Source organism: Burkholderia pyrrocinia (genome assembly GCF_003330765.1).
Classification (GTDB): domain Bacteria; phylum Pseudomonadota; class Gammaproteobacteria; order Burkholderiales; family Burkholderiaceae; genus Burkholderia; species Burkholderia pyrrocinia_B.
In genome coordinates this window covers 514,089-534,153 of sequence record NZ_CP024904.1, presented here as the reverse complement: position 1 = coordinate 534,153, position 20,065 = coordinate 514,089, and the positions used below count along the sequence as shown (strand labels likewise).

At 67.3% G+C, this 20,065-nt stretch carries 15 protein-coding genes and 1 pseudogene; 12 read left to right on the top strand and 4 right to left on the bottom strand.

Going from position 1 to position 20,065, the window contains the following annotated elements:
- Positions 1-80: 80 nt before the first annotated feature.
- The gene (locus CUJ89_RS35485) at positions 81-1,493 is read right to left on the bottom strand and encodes a 3-deoxy-D-arabino-heptulosonate 7-phosphate synthase (protein ID WP_114182094.1); all 1,413 of its coding nucleotides are present in this window, start codon (positions 1,491-1,493) and stop codon (positions 81-83) included.
- Positions 1,494-1,661: 168 nt separating this feature from the next.
- Positions 1,662-2,600, bottom strand: a complete 939-nt coding sequence (locus CUJ89_RS35480) for a LysR family transcriptional regulator (protein ID WP_114182477.1) — start codon at positions 2,598-2,600, stop codon at positions 1,662-1,664.
- A 204-nt stretch (positions 2,601-2,804) separates the two neighbouring features.
- Between CUJ89_RS35480 and CUJ89_RS35475 the strand changes: the two genes are divergently transcribed.
- The 3 genes and pseudogenes from CUJ89_RS35475 to CUJ89_RS35465 all read left to right on the top strand — a co-directional run.
- Positions 2,805-4,139, top strand: coding sequence for a cation:dicarboxylate symporter family transporter (locus tag CUJ89_RS35475; protein ID WP_114182093.1), 1,335 nt, complete (start codon positions 2,805-2,807; stop codon positions 4,137-4,139).
- A 55-nt stretch (positions 4,140-4,194) separates the two neighbouring features.
- Positions 4,195-5,469, top strand: coding sequence for an aminotransferase class V-fold PLP-dependent enzyme (locus CUJ89_RS35470; RefSeq protein WP_114182092.1), 1,275 nt, complete (start codon positions 4,195-4,197; stop codon positions 5,467-5,469).
- Positions 5,470-5,522: 53 nt separating this feature from the next.
- Positions 5,523-5,840: pseudogene (locus CUJ89_RS35465) on the top strand (EamA family transporter); the annotation flags it as partial.
- An 85-nt stretch (positions 5,841-5,925) separates the two neighbouring features.
- Here CUJ89_RS35465 and CUJ89_RS35460 read toward each other — a convergent pair.
- Entirely contained in the window at positions 5,926-6,687 is a 762-nt protein-coding gene (locus tag CUJ89_RS35460) for a 2-keto-4-pentenoate hydratase (RefSeq protein WP_114182091.1), read from the bottom strand.
- Between the two features lie 285 nt (positions 6,688-6,972).
- On the opposite strand from CUJ89_RS35460, the gene CUJ89_RS35455 reads away from it, so the two are divergent.
- Together CUJ89_RS35455 and CUJ89_RS35450 are read left to right on the top strand one after the other, a co-directional pair.
- On the top strand, positions 6,973-7,452 hold the full coding sequence (locus CUJ89_RS35455; protein ID WP_114182090.1) for a universal stress protein: 480 nt from the start codon (positions 6,973-6,975) through the stop codon (positions 7,450-7,452).
- A 15-nt stretch (positions 7,453-7,467) separates the two neighbouring features.
- Complete coding sequence (locus CUJ89_RS35450; protein ID WP_114182089.1) at positions 7,468-7,659, top strand: DUF2964 family protein; 192 nt, start codon at positions 7,468-7,470, stop codon at positions 7,657-7,659.
- A 123-nt stretch (positions 7,660-7,782) separates the two neighbouring features.
- On the opposite strand, the gene CUJ89_RS35445 is transcribed toward CUJ89_RS35450, so the two are convergent.
- Entirely contained in the window at positions 7,783-8,976 is a 1,194-nt protein-coding gene (locus CUJ89_RS35445) for a tetratricopeptide repeat protein (RefSeq protein WP_114182088.1), read from the bottom strand.
- A 436-nt stretch (positions 8,977-9,412) separates the two neighbouring features.
- Here CUJ89_RS35445 and CUJ89_RS35440 point away from each other — a divergent pair, with 436 nt between their 5' ends.
- The 7 genes from CUJ89_RS35440 (at position 9,413) to CUJ89_RS35410 (ending at position 20,030) form a co-directional block, all read left to right on the top strand.
- Positions 9,413-13,171, top strand: a complete 3,759-nt coding sequence (locus CUJ89_RS35440; RefSeq protein ID WP_114182087.1) for a nitrate reductase subunit alpha — start codon at positions 9,413-9,415, stop codon at positions 13,169-13,171.
- Positions 13,168-14,697 (top strand): nitrate reductase subunit beta, encoded by a 1,530-nt coding sequence (gene narH, locus CUJ89_RS35435; protein ID WP_114182086.1) that lies wholly within the window; start codon positions 13,168-13,170, stop codon positions 14,695-14,697. Before CUJ89_RS35440 ends, narH begins: the two co-directional genes overlap by 4 nt.
- The gene (gene narJ / locus CUJ89_RS35430) at positions 14,694-15,389 is read left to right on the top strand and encodes a nitrate reductase molybdenum cofactor assembly chaperone (protein WP_114182085.1); all 696 of its coding nucleotides are present in this window, start codon (positions 14,694-14,696) and stop codon (positions 15,387-15,389) included. Before narH ends, narJ begins: the two co-directional genes overlap by 4 nt.
- A 24-nt stretch (positions 15,390-15,413) precedes the next feature.
- Positions 15,414-16,097, top strand: coding sequence for a respiratory nitrate reductase subunit gamma (narI, locus tag CUJ89_RS35425; RefSeq protein ID WP_114182084.1), 684 nt, complete (start codon positions 15,414-15,416; stop codon positions 16,095-16,097).
- 8 nt (positions 16,098-16,105) lie between these two features.
- Positions 16,106-16,891: a peptidylprolyl isomerase gene (locus CUJ89_RS35420; protein WP_114182083.1), complete on the top strand. Its 786-nt coding sequence runs from the start codon at positions 16,106-16,108 to the stop codon at positions 16,889-16,891.
- Positions 16,892-16,904: 13 nt separating this feature from the next.
- The gene (locus CUJ89_RS35415; RefSeq protein WP_114182082.1) at positions 16,905-18,170 is read left to right on the top strand and encodes an MFS transporter; all 1,266 of its coding nucleotides are present in this window, start codon (positions 16,905-16,907) and stop codon (positions 18,168-18,170) included.
- A 123-nt stretch (positions 18,171-18,293) separates the two neighbouring features.
- Positions 18,294-20,030 carry a site-specific integrase gene (locus CUJ89_RS35410; protein WP_114182476.1) on the top strand — a complete coding sequence of 579 codons (1,737 nt, stop codon included), beginning with the start codon at positions 18,294-18,296 and terminating at the stop codon, positions 20,028-20,030.
- Positions 20,031-20,065 lie beyond the last annotated feature (35 nt).

Genomic DNA, 20,065 nt, shown 5'->3' with positions numbered 1-20,065 from the left:
GTCGGCGTGTGCCGCGGTCAGGGCACTTCGGAAGCGGTTGCGGGCACGTCGGCAAGTCGCGCGGCGGCGCGGCTCCTGCATTACGCGCACACGCTGCTTGCGACGCCATCGTCGGCCACATCGCCGATCGCGGCCCGCAAGTCGTCGATCGCCACCATCAGTTCGCGGACCTGCCGCAACGACGGGTATTGATGCAGCACGGCATGCCATGGCGGCAGTGTCAGCAGCGCGTGCCAGATGACGCCGAGGCCGCCCGGATCGGCATCCGGCTGCTGCGCCAGCGCGCTCGCGTATTCGAGGCTGGCTTGCGCCGACAGCAACTGCATCCGGCTCGCGGCGCCCAGCAGGCGCGGCGTCGCATCCGCGGACGCATCGCAGCAATAGAGCACTTCCCGTTGCAGCGCCGCGTCGTCGGTCGTCAACGCGCGGAGCGACGCGCCATGCACGCGCACCGTGCCCTGGTGCGTCTCGAACGCATAGATCGTGTCCGCGTCGGCCTGCGCGAGCAGGTTCAGGCCGCGCAGCAGCCGCGACAAATCGGTCGTCGCGGCATCCGCGGACGCCTTCGCTTCGACGAGGAAGCGGACGTTCCAGACGGGCGCCGCTTCATCGCCGCGCATGCGTTCGAGCAGGATCGCATCCCATTCGGTTTTCGCGCGGTCGTGCCGGCCCGGTATCGATGACGGCACGCGCATCGACGTGACCACGCGGTACGTGCGCCGCGCGTCCACGGCTTCGAGCCTGCGGGCCAACGCGTCGAGCACCTGCGCAGCCAGCGCTTCGACGGCCGCGCCGCGCTGCTGTGACGCGACGCCCTGCGCGACGGCGACCGTGCTGCCTTCGAGTGGGCCCTGACGCACCCACAGTGCGCGGTATCGACGGACGTGTTCGTCCGATGCCAGTGCGTCAAGACGCAGCATGCGTTCGAGCGCGGGGCTGTCTTTCAGCTTGACGATGTCTTGCTCGAACGCGGTGTCGGCCGCCATGTCGGGCAGCGCGAGCAGTTGCGCCAGCGCGGCATCAAGATCGACCCACGACGCGGCGGTTGCGGCCGCATGCAGCCGGGCGAGCCCGTCGCGTCGCCACGCCTGTGCGCTTCGCTCGAGTTTGGCCGGATGCGCGATTGCATTGACGGCCGAGTGCAGCGCGCGCCGGTCCTGCTCGGCGTGCGCGGACAACGACGCGTATTCGCGCACGCTCGGCGCATCGTGCCGCAGCACCGAAGCCTGAAAGGCGGGATCGCCGGATCGCGGATCCATGGCGTCGCGGATCATCCGCGCGAGCGCATCGATGAAGCGCTGCCGCAGTTCCGCGCAGGGCGACTGGCCGTCGCCGAGCATCCGGCACGCTTCCTCGATCACGCGCGCAAGGGTGGTGGCCGGGTTCGCGGCATCGGCCGGCGACGACACGCTGTCGAGCGGCGGCAGCCGGTAGCGGCGCGCGACGGTGCGCAGTATTTCGTCGAACAGGGCGGGCAGCGGTGTCAGCGACATGGCGGGTATCGGGGTGGACGCGGTTCGCGTGCCCGGTGTTCGAGTCAGGCCGCGCGGTGATGTGCAACGTTATCACGTCGGGTCGGGCAGGACGGATCGCGCGGCCGAAGGTGCGGCGGGATTCGATACCGCCGCCGCCGATGCACCCGGCCGGATGCCGATCGTCGCCTACGGCTTGCGCGTTCCCGGCTGCGGATGCTCGCCGGGATCGAGCAGATTCGCATTGAAGTTGCACGACTGCGCGGCGAGCCGCGCGATCTCGGCATTCAGCGAATGCGGCCGGTTGGCCCGGTGCAATGCAACGTAGCGAACCGGCGGCAGCGCGGGGCGCGTCTGCACGATGTCGAGCGCGCCGCACGCGACCATCCGCGACAGGCACGCCATCGGCAGATAGCTGACGCCGAGCCCCGACAGTGCGAGGCCGATCTGTGCGATCAGGCTGTTGCTGGCCAGGACACGCTGCATGCCGACACCGTGCTCCTGGAGAAAGCGCGTGTACAGATGGCCGGTGCCCGACAGGCTGCCTTGCAGGATCAGCGGAAATTGCGCGATGTCCGCGAGCGGGATGGCCGTCTTTCGCTTCGGCACGAATCCGGCCGCGCACATCCACGCGTTGTCGACCTCGCCGACGGCGGTCGACTCGAACGACTCGGTGGCATGGATCTGCGGCACGACGATCAGGTCGATCGTGTCGGCCGCAAGGCGCTCGCGCAGTGTCGCGTTCAGGTCCACCTCGGCTTCCACGCGCACTTTCGGATAGGCGGCCTGGATGGCGGCGATCAGGCGGGGCAGCCACGTGAGCGCGGTCAGTTCGGTCACGCCGATCCGAACCTGCCGCACCAATACCTCTTTCGAACTGATGCGCTCGACGATCTGGTCGCGCCGTTCGAGCAATTCCTTCGCGTGATCGAACAGCTCGGCTCCCTTGTCGGTGAGCCTCGCGCTGCGGTGCGCGCGATCGAACACCGTCAGGTCGAATGCGCGCTCGAGCTCCTGGATGCGCTTCGAGATGGCCGACTGCGTCGTGTTCAGCCGGGTCGCCGCCGCTTCGAACGAGCCGAGCTGCACGATCCAGTACAACGCCTCCATCTGCTTGAACGTCAGCATCTCGCCCGCCAATTCATGAATAAAAGCGATAGTTTGACATATAAAAAAATCGCTTTTTTCGTTTATTTAGGCTGCTTAAGGTGTCGATGTCGTGTCGCCCGGCGTGTGCTGCGCGGCCCGAACCGGCCGGCAAACCCGTGGCCGGAACGCGTGTCGCACGGTGCGCCACCTTCAACCGCTTGGACCCCGAATATGGAGAGAGACATGGACACCGTCATCGAGAACCCGCCGGCCGGGCATACCGCACATGCCGTGCGCAAGCCCCGCGTCGGGCTTGCGTGGCAGATCGTCATCGGGCTCGTCGTGGGCATCGCGGCCGGACTCGTGCTGAACCGCTTTCCGCAGATGCGCGACGCGGTGGTGTCCGGGTTCCTGCAGCCGGTCGGCGACATCTTCATCAAGCTGATCCGGATGATCGTCGTGCCGATCGTGTTCACGAGCATGGTGATCGGCATCGCGGGTGTCGGCGACGGCAAGTCGCTCGGGCGCATCGGCCTGAAGACGCTGGTCTACTTCGAGGCGGTGACGACCGTCGCGATCGTGCTCGGTCTCGTGATCGGCAATGTGCTGCAGCCGGGCCTCGGCACCGATCTGTCGCAGCTCGGCCACGCGGACATGTCGCACTACCGGCAGGCGGCGCAGCAGGCACAGGACCACCACGGGCTGATGGCACTGGTGCTCGGCGTGATTCCCGACAACATCGTCGCGTCGATGGCGAAGGGCGACCTGCTTCCGGTGATCTTCTTTTCGCTGCTGTTCGGACTCGGGCTGCAATCGGTATCGGACGAGTATCGGACACCGGTTCTCGCGACGCTGAAGGGCATTGCCGACGCGATGTTCAAGGTCACGAACATGGTCATGCACTACGCGCCGGTAGGGGTGTGCGCACTGATCGCGGTGACCGTCGCGAGCTTCGGCTTCGGTTCGCTGCTGCCGCTTCTGAAGCTGGTCGCCGTGACCTACCTCGCGATCCTGCTGTTCGCGATCGGGGTGCTCGGTCTGGTCGCGCGGCTGTGCGGTTTTCGCATCTTCACGCTGCTGCGCGTGATCAAGGACGAACTGATCATCGCGTTTTCGACCTGCAGTTCGGCGACCGTGCTGCCGCAGTTGATGAAGAAGATGGAGGATTACGGCGTGCCGAAGAGCATCACGACGTTCGTGGTGCCGACCGGATACACGTTCAATCTCGACGGCGCGTCGATCTATCTCGGGATCGGCACGCTGTTCGTCGCCCAGCTGTACGGCGTGCACCTGGGGTGGCAGGAGCAGATCGTGCTGACGCTGACGATGGTCGTCACGTCGAAGGGGGCGGCGGGCGTGCCGGGTTTCATGTTCGTTATCCTGCTCGCGACGCTGGCGAGCGCGGGGCTGCCGCTCGAGGGGCTCGCTTTCATTGCCGGGGTCGATCGCGTGATGGACATGGGACGCACCGCGTTGAACGTGATCGGCAATGCGCTCGCGCCGCTCGTCATCGCGAAGTGGGAAGGCCGGTACGACGCGGAAAAGGGCCGCGCGTATCTCGCGTCGCTCGACGCATGACCTCGGCCGTACGACCTCTACCGACAAAATTTCGAAGCAAACAGGAGCATTGCAGATGAGCAGTATCCGTGGCGCCTTCTTTCCCGACGCGCTGATGCGCGAAATCCGCTCGCGCTTTCATCACCTCGACCGCGACATCGACGGGCGCGAGCGCCTGTTCCTCGACAACGCCGGCGGGTCGTTTCGGCTGAAGGCGGCGATCGATGCGTATTCGCGTGTCGATGCGCTGCCCGACTGCCCGGAGCGCATTCATGAACGTGCGCTCGACCTGCAGGCGATACAGGCACGCGGCGAAGACGACGTTCGCACGATCCTCAACGCGCAGGGCGGCTCGATTTACGCATCGCTGACTGCGTCAGGCGCGATGTTCGACATGGTGAGGGCGATCATGGAGAACGTGCCGGGCACGAACGCGGTCACGACCGTGCTCGAGCATCCTTCTTCCCATGACGCGATGACGTATTACGCGGAGCGAACCGGCAAGACGTTGCGCATCGCGCCGAGCAATCCGCGAACCGGTGGTGTGGACGTCGATGCGATCGTGTCGCTCGTCGACGCGGATACGGCGCTGCTCAGCGTGATGGCCGCGTCGAACATTTCCGGTGCGAAACTCGATATCGACGCGATCGTTGCGCGGGCGCGCGAGAAAAAGCCGGATCTTTTCATCGTCGTCGATGCGGTCCAGCATGCGCCGCACGGTGTGATCGATCTGCAGAAAACACCGGTCGACGGCATCAACTTCGCGCCGTACAAGTTTTTCGGCTGCCGCGGTTCCGGGATGTCGTGGCTGTCGCCGCGCGCGGCGTCGTTGCCGCATCACCGGCTCGCGGCAAAAGAGTCGGGCGTGTGGGAACTCGGCAGTCCGGCGCCGGCGCAATTCGCGGTCGTCACGGCGATCGTCGATTACGTTGCGTGGATCGGCGCGTATTTCAACGATTCGGACGATCGGCGCGCGCTGTTCGCCGAAGGCATGCACCGGATCGAACTGCACGAACGTGCTTTGCTGGCGGCGCTGCTCGACGGTCACGGCGGCCGGCGCGGGCTCAGGGCGATCCAAGGCGTCCGCGTGTTCTGGGACCACGACGCGCTCGAGACGCGCGATCTGATCGTCGGCATCGGGTTCGCGAATCTCGACGCGACGCAGGCGGTGCGCGAATATGAGCAGCGCGGTGCGATCGTCTACGAGCGGGTCGCGTCGAGCCTGTATTCAGGCCGGATGCTGAAGTCGTTCAATCTCGATGGCGCGGTGCGCGTGTCGCCGCTTCATTGCCAGACGGGCGAAGAGATCGAGTGGTTTCTCGCGATGACGGAAGCGATCGCGGCGCGTTGATCACGGATGCGGGGTGCCGGGCCGTGTCGTGCAAGGTGGCGCGGCCTGTCACCGTGCTGGTTCCCGCCGGCATCGTCGTCGACCGTCCGTGGACGCTTCATCCTTTGCCGCAATCGCTACTGGCGCTTGCGGCGCTCGCGGTGTGCTCGACGGCCCTGGCGTTCGTCATTTACTTCCGGCTCGTCCAGACGCTCGGGTCGGTCGGCACGACGGCGCAGGCTTATCTGCGCGTGCCGATCGGTGTCGGCATCAGCATCGTGCTGCTCGGCGAGTCGCTGTCGGTGTCGGCATGGCTGGGGCTCGGATGTGTCGTCGCGGGCGTGGTTGCGATGATGCTGCCGTCACGCAAGGTCGGGCGGCAGCGCGCCTGACGACGAAGCGGGCCGCGCGTCTGTTGCGGTCATCGCACCGCGGCAAGCGACCGGCCGGGTCGGGCCTGTCCGCATGCCGCGCACATCACGCCGTCAACGTCACCGACAAACTGCCGAGTTCGCCGAACCGGACTGTCAGCGCATCGCCGAGCGGCACGTCGATCGCGCCCGCGTACGAGCCGGTCGTCACGATCTGGCCGGCGCGCACGGCATCGCCGCGCGATGCGAGGAAATTGACGAGCCACACCAGCGGCTTCAGCGGATCGCCGTCCGGATGGCGACCGTCGATCGCGCGGTTCAGCGCGCCTTCGAGCGACAGCGCCAGCGTCGCGAGCGGCACGTTCAGCCCGTCGTGCACGACCGGGCCGACGCACAGCCCCTGGTTGAACTGGCCGTCGGCCAGCAGCTCGAACTTCGACGCGCGCGCCGGCTCCGCATAGCGGCAGCCGAGCACTTCGAGCACGATCCGCACTTCGCGGATCGCGTCGCGCACGTCGTTTTCGTCGTACGGTTGCTCGCGCGCGGGCAGGTCGCGATCGAGCACGAAGGCGATTTCCGGTTCGATCCGCACGATCGGCCCGCCGACGACGCGGTACGGCGCATCGGCTTCGCGGATCGTCGACGCGAAGATCGGCGCGAGAATCACGCGGTCGGGCGGCGGCAGCGCGCATTTCCATCCGCCGACGGGTTCGCCGAGCAGGTCGGCCACGCGCTGCTGGATCGCGAGCGCGGTGTCGACGTCCTCGGGACGCAGTGCATCGGGCAACAGCGGGCCGGGCGAGCCGGCATGGCGGGCGGCGACGAGATGCTGGGCGGCGCCGTCCACGCGTTCGGTAGTCGTTGTCATGTCGGTTGAGCGAGTTGAAGGTGAGCCGGCAAAAAAGGGCCGGACGAAGGTTGAAGCTCCGATGATAGCGCCTTCGGCGCGATCGCTGCGCGGCAGCCGGTCGCCTGCCGTGCGCGCCACTCCGGCAGCAGGCACGAAGTGCGGACACGTGCGGCGCGTCGCTTTGCCGCATGGCCGGATTCCCGCGACGCTTGACCGCCGTCAACAACCGAACCCGCCATCCGCCGATGATGGTGACATGGCTGCGCGACAGGGTGCGCGGCAGTTCACCCCAGCGAGGTTCGCATGTACGAGAAGATCATGGTGGCCGTCGACGGCAGCGCTTCGTCGAAACAGGCGCTTGCCGAGGCAGTGAAGATGGCACTCACGAGCGGCGCGCACGTCAGTGCCGTGTATGTGGTCGACAAGTCGGTGCTGTTTACCTACGCGGGCCGTATCGACCCGCACGCACTCGTCGAGGAAATCCGCGGCGACGGGTTCAAGGTGCTCCACGAAGCCGAACAGGTCATCGCGCTGGCCGGTGCGAAGGGCGAGGCCGAACTCGTCGAGACCGAGAGCATCGGCGAGGACATCGCGGAACGCCTGCAGCGCTACGTGAAGGAGCGCGGGATCGATCTCGCGGTGGTCGGCACGCACGGGCGGCGCGGCATCCGGCGCGTGCTGCTCGGCAGCGTCGCCGAGCGCTTCGTGCGCGGCTCGAAGTGCCCGGTGCTGCTGATTCGCGGCGACGATGCCGATGTGCCGGCCGCCGCCGCTGCGGCGTAACGTGGCGGGCGCGCGATGATACGTCGCCAGTACCGGATCGTCGTCGCGGCGGTCGCCGTGTTCGTGTCGCTCGCGGGGATGATGGCCGTCGTGACCGGGCTGCTGTTCGATGACGCGATGGCGCTGCGCGGCGGCGCGATCGCGTTGGTCGTCGGTGTGGCCGGCTTCGTCGTGATGCTCAATCCGGGCGCGACAGGCGAGGGGTGACGCGGGAAGCCGCATACCTTCCTGAATCGATACCCTGACCCGATACCGCGCGCGGCGATCCCGGCGAGCAATGACCGGCGTTGTCCTGACGATCGTTGCCCGCTGCGCACGTTGCGGATGCGGTTACGTGCCGGTCGTACCGGACACCGCCGCGTTGTCCGGGCCGGCCTGGATGTTCAACCGCTTCAACGTTTCCTCCAACTCCGCGTTCTTCGGCTGGATCTTCCGTGCCTGCGCGAACGCATCGTGCGCTTCGTCCTGGCGGCCCAGCTTCCAGAGCACTTCACCTTTGTGCGTCAGGCCGGTCGCGTAGGCTGCGCGCCCGTCGCTGTCCTCGTCGCCGTCCTTCGCGAAGATCGCGATCGACCGGTCGAACCACGTGAGCGCTTCCTCATTGCGACCGAGGCGATACAGCGCCCAGCCCTTGCTGTCGAGCGCATACGCATCGTCCGGCGATTTCGCGAGATGCGCGTCGATCATCGCGAGCCCGCGATCGACTTGCATGCCCGCGTCGGCGAGCCGATAGCCGATGTCGTTCAGGCGGTCGTCGGGGATGTCGCCGAGGTCGAGCACGGCGGCGACGCGGCCCGCGTCGCGTTCGGCGATCGCGAGCGACAGCAGCTTGGTGACGATCTGTTGCCGCAACGCGTCGCTGAGCCGGTTGCCGTTGGCGACCAGGCTGCCGAGGTATTGCGTGTAAAGGTCCGGCGCGCCGGGGGCGTTTGCACGGTCCGCGCCGTTCGCGATGGCCGCACCCGGGCCCGCGCACCAGTCGGTGTCGTCGGGTGCGGTCAGCATGCCCATGTAGAGATTGATGTTCCGCGGCGTGCGCGATTGCGCGTAGTAGGTGTAGCCGTTGGCATCCGAGTAGCCGCACGCCAGATATTCGCTTTCCACGTCCAGCACATACGGAAAGCTGCCGAGCGGCTGCTTGCCGGACGGGTCGACCAGATGGAACGATTCGCCCATATCGCCTTCGCCGATGATCGGGTTGAACACCCATTGCTTCTCCGGATGCGATTTCGGCAGCCGGATCCTGACGGTGCGCCCGGCAGCGTCGGTCGTGCCGAAGATCACGCTGTCGTGCTGGTCCGGCTTGACCGGCAGGCCCGCGATGACCTGGCCGGGCAGGAACAGCCGGTATCGCGCATTCGGCAGCGGCTGGTGCGTGACGGGGTCGCGCAGCACGAACTGGTGAACATGAGCCCCTTTCCCGAGCGACGCCGTCGGCGCGATGTAGGTGCGCGCGTGGGCGGCGGGCAGGGCGGTGCAGCTCAAGGCCGCGGCAACGAGCGCGGCGAGAAGGCGTGATGTCATGAAATTGCCGTTTTTATAGGTAAGGGTTTTATTGACCGACGGCCGGAAATGCACTGAACAACCTGCGCAACCTTCGATAAACAACGGGCTGCGGCCCGCGAATCCCGATGCGGATTGCCGGATCGTCCAGCGCAATTCAATGCGGATCCCGCCCGCCGCAACGCGATGCGTGGAGGAGGCGGACGGGTGATACGCGAATGCAGTGCGCAGCATATCAGGCGCGCGCCGCGCACTCGCTCCCCATTCGGTTTTGTTGTTGCGGGGCGATGAACGATATCGTGATTTGTATCAAGCCTTGATATGTCAACCCGCACGACAATCTGTTCGACCACCGAGAAAAGGGCGGAACGATCGAAATCCGATCGTCCTTTACAACCGGTATTTCACCTCCTTAAATAATCAGGGTCTGCCAAAAGACCGGAAAAACGAGATCCCCATGAGCCATTTCCTGGATAGATTGCGTTATTTCTCCACCACGAGGCCACGCTTTTCCGACGGACACGGCGCCGTCACCGACGAAGACCGCAAATGGGAAGACGGCTACCGGATGCGCTGGCAGCACGACAAGATCGTCCGCTCGACCCATGGCGTGAACTGCACGGGCTCGTGCTCGTGGAAGGTCTACGTGAAAGGCGGGATCGTCACCTGGGAAACCCAGCAGACCGATTACCCGCGCACGCGCCCCGACATGCCGAACCACGAGCCGCGCGGCTGCTCGCGCGGCGCTTCTTACTCCTGGTACCTGTATAGCGCGAACCGGCTCAAGCATCCGCTCGTGCGCAGCGCGCTCGTGAAGCTGTGGCGCGAGCGCCGCCGCACGCTCGCCCCCGTCGAAGCGTGGCGCTCGATCGTCGATGACGACGAAGCGCGGCGTTCGTACCAGGGCCGGCGCGGGCTCGGCGGCTTCGTGCGCGCGAGCTGGGACGAGGTCAACGAGATCGTCGCGGCGGCCAACGTGCACACGATCGAGCGGCACGGCCCCGATCGCGTGGTCGGCTTCTCGCCGATTCCGGCGATGTCGATGGTGTCGTACGCGGCCGGCTCGCGCTACCTGTCGCTGATTGGCGGCGTATGCCTGAGCTTCTACGACTGGTATTGCGACCTGCCGCCCGCGTCGCCGCAGACCTGGGGCGAGCAGACCGACGTGCCGGAATCGGCCGACTGGTACAACTCGACGTTCATCATGATGTGGGGCTCCAATGTCCCGCAGACGCGCACGCCGGACGCGCACTTCCTCGTCGAGGCGCGCTATCGCGGCACCAAGGTCGTGTCGGTGTTCCCCGATTACTCGGAAGGCGCGAAGTTCGGCGACCTGTGGCTGCACCCTAAGCAGGGCACGGATGCGGCGCTCGCGCTCGCGATGGGCCACGTGATCCTGAAAGAGTTTCATCTGGCCGGGAAGAGCGACTACTTCGTCGACTACTGCAAGCGCTATACCGACATGCCGTGCCTCGTGCGCCTCGTGCCGCACGGCGACGGCTACGTGCCCGAGCGCCTCGTGCGCGCATCCGACTTCGACGACGCGCTCGACGAGGCCGCGCATCCGGACTGGAAGACCGTGATGATCGACGACGCGACCGGCGAGTTCGTCGTGCCGGTCGGCTCGGTGGGGTTCCGCTGGGGGCAGCAGGACGACGCAGAAAAGGGCAAATGGAACCTGCGCGGCGAGACGTCGAAGGGTGCGGCGCTGTCGCCGCGGCTGTCGTGCACGGCCGCGCACGACGACGTGGTCGATGTGCTGTTCCCGTACTTCGGCAACCAGCCGCACGCGCATTTCAACTCGACGCAGCACGGCTCGGAGCTGTCGCGCCGGATCGGCGCGCGGCGCATTGCGACGCGCAACGGCGACCTGCTGGTCGCGACCGTCTACGACCTGTTTGTCGCGAACTACGGGCTCGACCAGGGCCTGGGCGGCCGCGACGTGGCTGCGAGCTACGACGACGACCTGCCTTACACGCCGGCGTGGCAGGAGACGATCACCGGCGTGAAGCGCGCGGACGTGATCTCGGTCGCGCGGCAGTTCGCGGAGAACGCGCACAAGACGCAAGGCAAGTCGATGGTGATCATCGGCGCGGGGATCAACCACTGGTTCCACATGGACATGTCGTACCGCGCGATCATCAACATGCTGATCATGTGCGGCTGCGTCGGCAAGCCGGGCGGCGGCTGGTCGCACTACGTGGGCCAGGAGAAGCTGCGGCCGCAGACGGGCTGGACGGCGCTGTCGGCGGCGCTCGACTGGAATCGCCCGCCGCGCCAGATGAACGCGACGTCGTTCTTCTACGCGCATACCGACCAGTGGCGCTACGACCCGATGGACCCGGCCACGCTGCTGTCGCCGCTCGCGGACAAGTCGCAGTTCCACGGCGCGCCGATCGACTACAACGTGCGCGCGGAACGGATGGGCTGGCTGCCGTCCGCGCCGCAGCTCGCGGTGAATCCGCTGAAGGTCGGCGCGGCGCTCGCCGATCCCGCGCACGCCGGCGCCGACATCGCGCAGCAGTTGAAGTCGGGCGCGCTGAAGCTGGCGAGCGAAGATCCCGATGCGCCCGGCAACTTCCCGCGCAACCTGTTCGTGTGGCGTTCGAACCTGCTCGGCTCGTCGGGCAAGGGCCACGAGTATTTCCTGAAGCACCTGCTCGGCACGACCAACGGCGTGCAGGGCGAGGATCTCGGCGTGACGGGCGGCCCGCGCCCCGAGGAAGTGACGTGGCACGATGACGCGCCGCGCGGCAAGCTCGACCTGCTCGTGACGCTCGACTTCCGGATGTCGACGACCTGCATGTACTCGGACGTCGTGCTGCCGACCGCGACGTGGTACGAGAAGGACGACATGAACACGTCCGACATGCACCCGTTCATCCATCCGCTGTCGGCGGCGGTCGATCCCGCGTGGGAATCGAAGAGCGACTGGGAGATCTTCAAGGGGATCGCGAAGCGCTTCTCCGAGCTGTGCGACGGGCATCTCGGCGTCGAGCGCGACGTCGTGCTCGCGCCGATCGCGCACGACACGCCGGGCGAACTCGCGCAGCCGTTCGACGTGCAGGACTGGAAGCGCGGCGAATGCGAGCCGGTGCCCGGCCGCACGATGCCGACCGTGACCGTCGTCGAGCGCGACTATCCGAATACCCATGCGCGTTTCACGTCGCTCGGGCCGCTGATGGACAAGCTCGGCAACGGCGGCAAGGGCATCGGCTGGGACACGAAGGACGAAGTGAAGCTGCTCGGCGAGCTCAACTACAAGGTGGCCGACGGCGCGGCGCAAGGGCGCCCGCGCATCGACACGGCGCTCGACGCGGCCGAGGTGATCCTTGCGCTCGCGCCCGAAACCAACGGCGAAGTGGCGGTGAAGGCGTGGCGCGCGCTGTCCGGCATCACCGGCATCGACCATACGCACCTGGCCGCCGCGCGCGCGGACGAGAAGATCCGCTTCCGCGACATCCAGGCGCAGCCGCGCAAGATCATCTCGTCGCCGACGTGGAGCGGGATCGAATCCGAGCACGTGTCGTACAACGCCGGCTACGTGAACGTGCACGAACTGGTGCCGTGGCGCACGATGACCGGCCGCCAGCAGCTCTACCAGGATCACGCGTGGATGCGCGCGTTCGGCGAATCGCTGTGCGCGTACAAGCCGCCGGTCGATACGGGCAGCTATGCGCACATGGTCGGCAAGCGCTCGAACGGCAACCCCGAGCGCGTGCTGAACTTCCTGACGCCGCACCAGAAGTGGGGGATTCACAGCACCTACACGGACAACCTGCTGATGCTGACGCTGTCGCGCGGCGGCCCGATCGTGTGGATGTCGGAAGACGACGCGAAGGCGATCGGCGCGGTCGATAACGACTGGATCGAGTGCTACAACTCGAACGGCGCGTTGTGCGCGCGGGCCGTCGTCAGCCAGCGGATTCCGTCCGGGATGGTGATGATGTACCACGCGCAGGAGAAGATCGTGAACACGCCGGGCTCCGAGATCACCGGCACGCGCGGCGGCATCCACAACTCGGTCACGCGCATCGCGCTGAAGCCGACCCACATGATCGGCGGCTACGCGCAGCTGTCGTACGGCTTCAACTACTACGGCACGGTCGGCTCGAATCGCGACGAATTCCTGATCGTGCGCAGGATGAGCAAGATCGACTGGCTCGACGGCGAGGAAACCGCACCCGTCACCGCTCGCACAGGAGAAACGTCATGAAGGTACGCGCACAGATCGCGATGGTGCTGAACCTCGACAAGTGCATCGGGTGCCATACCTGCTCGGTGACCTGCAAGAACGTGTGGACGAGCCGCGAAGGGATGGAATACGCGTGGTTCAACAACGTCGAGACGAAGCCGGGCATCGGCTATCCGAAGGACTGGGAGAACCAGGACCGCTGGCGCGGCGGCTGGCAGCGGCGCGCGGACGGCAAGATCGAGCCGCGCCTCGGCGGCAAGTGGCGGCTGCTCGCGCAGATCTTCGCGAATCCGCACCTGCCCGAGATCGACGATTACTACGAGCCGTTCACGTTCGACTACGCGCATCTGCAGGAAGCCGGCAATACGCGTGCGATGCCGGTCGCGCGGCCGCGCTCGCTCATCAGCGGCCAGCGGCTCGAGAAGATCGAGTGGGGGCCGAACTGGGAGGAAATCCTCGGCGGCGAATTCGAGAAGCGCGCGAAGGACTATAACTTCGCATCCGTGCAGAAGGAGATCTACGGGCAGTTCGAGAACACCTTCATGATGTACCTGCCGCGCCTGTGCGAGCACTGCCTGAACCCGGCATGCGTCGCATCGTGCCCGTCCGGCTCGATCTACAAGCGCGAGGAAGACGGCATCGTGCTGATCGACCAGGACAAGTGCCGCGGCTGGCGCATGTGCGTGTCGGGCTGCCCGTACAAGAAGATCTACTACAACTGGCAGAGCGGCAAGGCCGAGAAGTGCATCTTCTGCTATCCGCGCATCGAGGCGGGCCAGCCGACCGTGTGCTCGGAAACCTGCGTGGGCCGCATCCGCTATCTCGGCGTGCTGCTGTACGACGCCGACCGGATCAGCGAGGCGGCCAGCACGGAAAACGAACAGGACCTGTACGAAGCGCAACTGTCGCTGTTCCTCGACCCCGAGGACCCGGCCGTGATCGCGCAGGCCGAGCGCGACGGCGTGCCGGCCGCGTGGCTCGACGCCGCGCGGCGTTCGCCGACCTACAAGATGGCGATCGACTGGAAGATCGCGTTCCCGCTGCATCCGGAATACCGGACGCTGCCGATGGTGTGGTACGTGCCGCCGCTGTCGCCGATCAACTCGGCCGCGAACAGCGGCGCGCTCGGCATGAACGGCTACCTGCCGGACGTCGAATCGCTGCGCATTCCGCTGCGCTATCTCGCGAACCTGCTGACGGCCGGCGACGAGGCGCCCGTGAAGCTCGCGCTCGAACGGCTGCTCGCGATGCGCGCGTTCATGCGCGCGCGTCACGTGGACGGCGTCGATGCGCGCGGCGTGCTCGACCAGGTCGGGTTGTCGCTCGCGCAGGTCGAGGAGATGTACCGCTATCTCGCGATCGCGAACTACGAGGATCGATTCGTGATCCCGACGACGCACCGCGAGTACGCGGAGGATGCATACGACCTGCGCGCATCGTGCGGCTTCTCGTTCGGCAACGGCTGCTCGGACGGCCGTTCCGAGACGAGCCTGTTCAGCACGAAGAAGGGCAAGAAGACGATTCCGATCCACGAGGCCTCCCGATGAGCACCGCACCCGATCCGACCTATGCGGCGCTCGCGGCGCTGCTCGACTATCCCGACGATTCGCTGGTCGCCGCGCTCGATTCGATCGACGCGCACCTGCGCGACCGTGCGCGCGTGCCGAAAGCGGTGCGCGCGGGCCTCGACCGGTTCTTTGCCTATGTGCGCGAGCGCGACCTGCTGACGCTGCAGGAGAACTACGTCGCGCTGTTCGACCGTGGCCGCGCGACGTCGCTGTACCTGTTCGAGCACGTGCACGGCGAATCGCGCGACCGCGGGCAGGCGATGGTCGATCTGCTGCAGATGTACGAGCGCCACGGGCTGTTCCTGAACCAGGGCGAGCTGCCCGACTACCTGCCCGTGTTCCTCGAATACCTGTCGCGGCTGCCGGCGCCCGACGCACGCAAGCTGCTCGCCGAAACCGGCGAGATCCTGCGCGCGCTGGCCGGACAGCTCGCGCAGCGCGGCAGCCATTACAGCTTCGTCGTCGGTGCGCTGTTGCCGATGGCCGGACTCGCGCCGGCCGATGCACCGGATGCGGCCGCCGACGATGTGGCCGCCGAGCGGCCGAGCGCCGACGACTACCGCGCACTCGATGCGTCGTATGCGGACGAGGCCGTGCGCTTCGTTGGCGCAGCGACACCGGCGGAGCAGACGGTGCGGTTCCACGACAAGCGGCCGGCCCGCGGCGCGTAAGCGCGGGCCCAACTGGGGAAACTCATGAACGACACCTTGCATCAGTTCCTGTTCGGGATCTACCCGTACATCTGCCTCGCCGTGCTGCTGGTGGGCAGCCTGATCCGCTTCGACCGCGAGCAGTACACGTGGAAAAGCGATTCGTCGCAGCTGTTGCGCCACGGCATGCTGCGGCTCGGCAGCAACCTGTTCCACTGGGGCGTGCTCGTCGTCGTGCTCGGGCACTTCGGCGGCTTCCTCGCGCCGCACTGGCTCGTGTCGCCGTTCCTGTCGGCGTCCGGGCACCAGCTCGTCGCGATGGTCGCGGGCGGTGCGGCCGGCGTCGCGGCGATCATCGGGCTGACGATCCTGATCTGGCGCCGCCTGGGCGACGCGCGCATCCGCCGCAACAGCCGCAAGTCGGACATCCTGATCGTGCTGATGCTGTGGGTGCAGCTCGCGCTCGGGCTCGGCACCGTCGTGCTGTCGACGCGCCACATGGACGGCGCGATGTTCGAACAGCTCACCGACTACGTGAAGGGCGTCGTCACGTTCCGGCCGGATATCGCGAGCCTGCTCGTCGGCGTGCCGCTGACCTACCGGCTGCATATCCTGCTCGGCTTCACGATCTTCCTCGTGTCGCCGTTTACGCGGATGGTGCACATCTGGAGCGGTATCGCGTCGGTCGCATACCTGATCCGTCCGTACCAACTCGTGCGCAAGCGCTGAGGAGGCGTATGAACGACATTCTCTCGGATGCACCGATCGCGTTGCGCATCAACGGCGTCGCGATCGACGACGACGCGGTCGCGGCCGAAGCCGCACATCACGGCGACGCGCCCGATCCGTTCGATGCGGCACGGCGCGCGCTCGCGGTGCGCGAGCTGCTGCGGCAGCGCGCGGTGTCACTGGCGCTGCTCGACGAAGGCGCACCGCTCGACGACGCGGCCGTCGACGCGCTGCTCGAACGCGAGCTGACGCACGTGCCCGAACCCGATCGCGCGGATTGCGAGCGCTACTACGTGCAGTATCCGGCGCACTTTCGCCGCAACGACATCGTCTATGCGAGCCACGTGCTGTTCGCGGTGACGGACCGCGTGCCGCTCGCGCCGCTGCGGCAGCGCGCGGAAAGCGCATTGGCCGACGTGGTAGCCGCGCCCGACACGTTCGAAGCGGTCGCGCGCGCGTCGTCGAACTGCCCGTCGGCACAAGTCGGCGGCAGCCTCGGACAACTGCTGCGTGGCGATACGGTGCCGGAATTCGAGGCCGCGCTGTTCGATACGGATGGGCTCGGCGTGCTGCCGAAACTCGTCAACACGCGCTTCGGCTTCCACATCGTGCGCATCGAGCGCCGCGTGCCGGGCGACGCGGTGCCGTTCGACGAAGCCGCCGCGCAGATCGCCGCGTACCTGTCGGAACGCGTGCGGCAGCGGGCGATGCGGCAGTACGTGGCGATTCTCGCGGGTGGCGCGCGCGTCGAAGGCGTTGAATTCGACGGCGCGAACGGGCCGCTCGTCCAATAACGGAGTCTGGTGTATGGCAACTCAACAAGGTAACGCCGGTTCGGTCGCGAACGTGCCGGCCATCCCGCTGCGCGCATGGTCGGTGCTGGCCGCGAGCACGCTCGCATTCATGGTGTGCTTCGTCGTGTGGATGATGTTCGGCGTGCTCGGCGTGCAACTGCGCATCGATCTCGGGCTGAACAGCACGGAGTTCGGGCTGCTCACGTCGACGCCCGTGCTGACCGGCGCGCTGATGCGTTTGCCGCTCGGCACGTGGACCGACCGCTTCGGCAGCCGCATCGTGATGACGGTGCTGCTCGTCGTGTGCGCGGTGCCGGTCTATATCATCAGCTACGCGACGCAGCTCTGGCAGTTCCTGCTGATCGGGCTGTTCCTCGGCTGCGTCGGCGCGTCGTTCGCGGTCGGCACGCCGTATGTCGCGCGTTTCTTCCCGCCGCAGCGGCGCGGGCTCGCGATGGGCGTGTTCGGCGCGGGCACGGTCGGCGCGGCGGTCAACCTGTTCGTCACGCCGCTGCTGCTCGATGCGTACGGCTGGCGTTTCGTGCCGCGCATCTACGCGGTCGCGCTGCTCGTCACGGCCGCGATCTTCTGGTTCGCGTCGGCGCCCGATCCCGGCGCGGGCAAACGCGGCGGTTCGATGCTCGACGCTTTCAAGGTGCTGCGCGACCCGCGCGTGTGGCGGCTCTGCCAGTACTACTCGATCACGTTCGGCGGCTTCACCGCGCTGTCGCTGTGGATTCCGCAGTACCTGAAGAGCGAATACGGGATGTCGCTCGTGATGGCATCCGCGTTCGCGGCCGGCTTCTCGCTGCCGGGCTCCGTGCTGCGCGCGCTAGGCGGCGCGCTGTCCGACCGCTTCGGCGCGCATGCGGTCACGTGGTGGGGGCTGTGGGTTGCGTGGATCGCGTTGTTCCTGCTGTCGTATCCCGCGACCGACTTCGTGATCCACACGATCGACGGCACCGCGACGTTGAACATGTCGATGCCGGTGGCCGGCTTCGTTGCGCTGACCTTCGTGCTCGGCGCGGTGTTCGCGCTCGGGATGGCGTCGACCTTCAAGTATGTTGCCGACGATTTCGCGGACAACATGGGTGTCGTCACGGGCATCGTCGGGCTCGCGGGCGGGCTCGGCGGCTTCCTGCTGCCGATCCTGTTCGGCGTGCTGCTCGACCTGCTGCGCGTGCGCACGACCTGCTTCATGTTCCTGTACGGGATCGTGTGGGTGTCGCTGATCCTCATCTATATGTCGGAAGTGCGGCGCACGCCCGTTACCGGCTGACGGCTCCCGTTCGATGCGCTTGCGCGATGCCGGGCGGGTTCGGCGTCGCGCAAGCGCATGGTGGTGCCGGGAAGGCTGCGCACGACGTACCCGGCCGCGCGCGCTTCTGTCAAACTGGCGGCCATGAAACCGCGCCTCGCCTCACTGCCTTCCTCAGATTCCGCGCCTGCGCCCGCAGGCTTTCCCGACGCCGACGAACTGGCCGCGCTGCGCGCGTGGTACGCGGGCATGACCGTGCGCCAGGCCGTCGAGCGCTACCTGCCCGATCGTCTCGGCGCAGGGCGGTCGTCGCGCGGCGTGATCGGCGGTATTCGCCGTCGCCTCGTGCGCGTCGCGCGGCAGGCTGGCCGACCCGATCTCGCGGAACGGCTCGGTCATCCCGACGGTGAGCGTTTACGGGAGGCGAAGGCGGCCACCGAAGCGATCGGCCTGCTGCGTCATGCGCGCGCGCCAGTCCCGCAGATCAGCGACGACGTCGGGCTGTGGCTGCCCGCGCGCGCGGTCGTCGCGTTGCGTGCGCACGGGATCGCGACGCTGGCCGACCTCACGGTGCGGATTCCGCGCCGGCGTCAGTGGTGGCGTGCGATTGCGGGCCTCGGCGTGGCCGGCGCGCGGCGCATCGAGGCGTTCTTCGCCGCGCATCCGGACCTGACCGAACGAGCGCGCGCGCTGATCGCCGCGACGCCGCGCGGCAGCATCGTGCCGTGGGAGCAGTTGAAGCTGCCGCACGAGGTCGACGGCTCGGCCGGCACGTTCCGCGCGCCGCGCGCGACCAGCACGCTCGATGCGGACAACGATTACGCGGCCGTGCACGCGTGGCTGTCGCTGCACGAATCGGCCGCGACGCGGCGCGCGTACCGCAAGGAAGCCGAGCGGCTGATCCTGTGGGCGATCGTCGAGCGCGGCCGCGCGCTGTCGTCGCTGACGACCGAGGATGCGGTCGCATATCGCGCGTTCCTGCGGCGCCCGACGCCGCACGAGCGCTGGGTCGGCCCCGTGCGGCCGCGCGGCGCACCTGACTGGCGGCCGTTCTCGGGCGCGCTGTCCGCGCGTTCGGCGGCGTACACGCTGTCGGTGCTCGGCGCGCTGTTCCGCTGGCTGATCGAGCAGCGCTACCTGCTCGCGAATCCGTTCGCGGGCGTCAAGGTGCGCGACACGCGCGTCGCGAACGCACTCGACACGTCGCATGCGTTCACCGAAGGCGAGTGGCTGCTGGTCCGCACCATCGCCGACGGGCTCGAGTTCCGCAAGGGCACGGCCGCCGGCGCGCCGCAGTCGGGCTGGACGCCGGCCGCCGCGCAACGGCTGCGTTTCATCCTCGACTTGGGCTATGCGACCGGCCTGCGCGCGAGCGAGCTGGTCGGTGCGACGCTCGGCGACATCGAGACGGACGCGCACGGCGACACATGGCTGAAGGTGATCGGCAAAGGGCGCAAGGCCGCACGCGTCGCGCTGCCGCCGCTGGCGCGCACGGCGCTCGATCGCCATCTGGTCGCGCGCCGGCTGCCGGTCACGCCGGTGCGCTGGCGGCCGGATACGCCGTTGATCCCGAGCCTCGCGGAAGACGGCGCGGCCGCGATCACGAGCGTGCGGCTGTGGAAGGTGATGCAGCGCTTTTTTGCGCAGACGGCCGATCTCGTCGATGCCGATAACCCGGCGCTCGCGCACAAGCTGCGGCAGGCGAGCCCGCACTGGATGCGCCATACGCATGCAACGCACGCGCTCGCGCGCGGGGCGGAGTTGACGACCGTGCGCGACAACCTGCGGCATGCGTCGATTTCGACGACGTCGATTTATTTGCACGGCGATGACGTGAAGCGGGCGCGGCAGATGTCGAGTGCGTTTTCTGCGGACAAATGAGCGGAACGGCGCGGCATCGATGAAGGTCAGACGAT

Excerpts from the sequence above, each read along its gene's own strand:
- narJ (WP_114182085.1), top strand. The coding sequence starts at position 14,694 with ATGAGCACCGCACCCGATCCGACCTATGCGGCGCTCGCGGCGCTGCTC.
- narI (WP_114182084.1), top strand. The coding sequence starts at position 15,414 with ATGAACGACACCTTGCATCAGTTCCTGTTCGGGATCTACCCGTACATC.
- CUJ89_RS35450 (WP_114182089.1), top strand. The coding sequence starts at position 7,468 with ATGATACGTCGCCAGTACCGGATCGTCGTCGCGGCGGTCGCCGTGTTC.
- CUJ89_RS35440 (WP_114182087.1), top strand. The coding sequence starts at position 9,413 with ATGAGCCATTTCCTGGATAGATTGCGTTATTTCTCCACCACGAGGCCA.
- CUJ89_RS35415 (WP_114182082.1), top strand. The coding sequence starts at position 16,905 with ATGGCAACTCAACAAGGTAACGCCGGTTCGGTCGCGAACGTGCCGGCC.
- CUJ89_RS35460 (WP_114182091.1), bottom strand. The coding sequence starts at position 6,687 with ATGACAACGACTACCGAACGCGTGGACGGCGCCGCCCAGCATCTCGTC.
- CUJ89_RS35475 (WP_114182093.1), top strand. The coding sequence starts at position 2,805 with ATGGACACCGTCATCGAGAACCCGCCGGCCGGGCATACCGCACATGCC.
- CUJ89_RS35480 (WP_114182477.1), bottom strand. The coding sequence starts at position 2,600 with ATGCTGACGTTCAAGCAGATGGAGGCGTTGTACTGGATCGTGCAGCTC.
- CUJ89_RS35420 (WP_114182083.1), top strand. The coding sequence starts at position 16,106 with ATGAACGACATTCTCTCGGATGCACCGATCGCGTTGCGCATCAACGGC.
- CUJ89_RS35410 (WP_114182476.1), top strand. The coding sequence starts at position 18,294 with ATGAAACCGCGCCTCGCCTCACTGCCTTCCTCAGATTCCGCGCCTGCG.
- CUJ89_RS35445 (WP_114182088.1), bottom strand. The coding sequence starts at position 8,976 with ATGACATCACGCCTTCTCGCCGCGCTCGTTGCCGCGGCCTTGAGCTGC.
- narH (WP_114182086.1), top strand. The coding sequence starts at position 13,168 with ATGAAGGTACGCGCACAGATCGCGATGGTGCTGAACCTCGACAAGTGC.
- CUJ89_RS35485 (WP_114182094.1), bottom strand. The coding sequence starts at position 1,493 with ATGTCGCTGACACCGCTGCCCGCCCTGTTCGACGAAATACTGCGCACC.
- CUJ89_RS35470 (WP_114182092.1), top strand. The coding sequence starts at position 4,195 with ATGAGCAGTATCCGTGGCGCCTTCTTTCCCGACGCGCTGATGCGCGAA.
- CUJ89_RS35455 (WP_114182090.1), top strand. The coding sequence starts at position 6,973 with ATGTACGAGAAGATCATGGTGGCCGTCGACGGCAGCGCTTCGTCGAAA.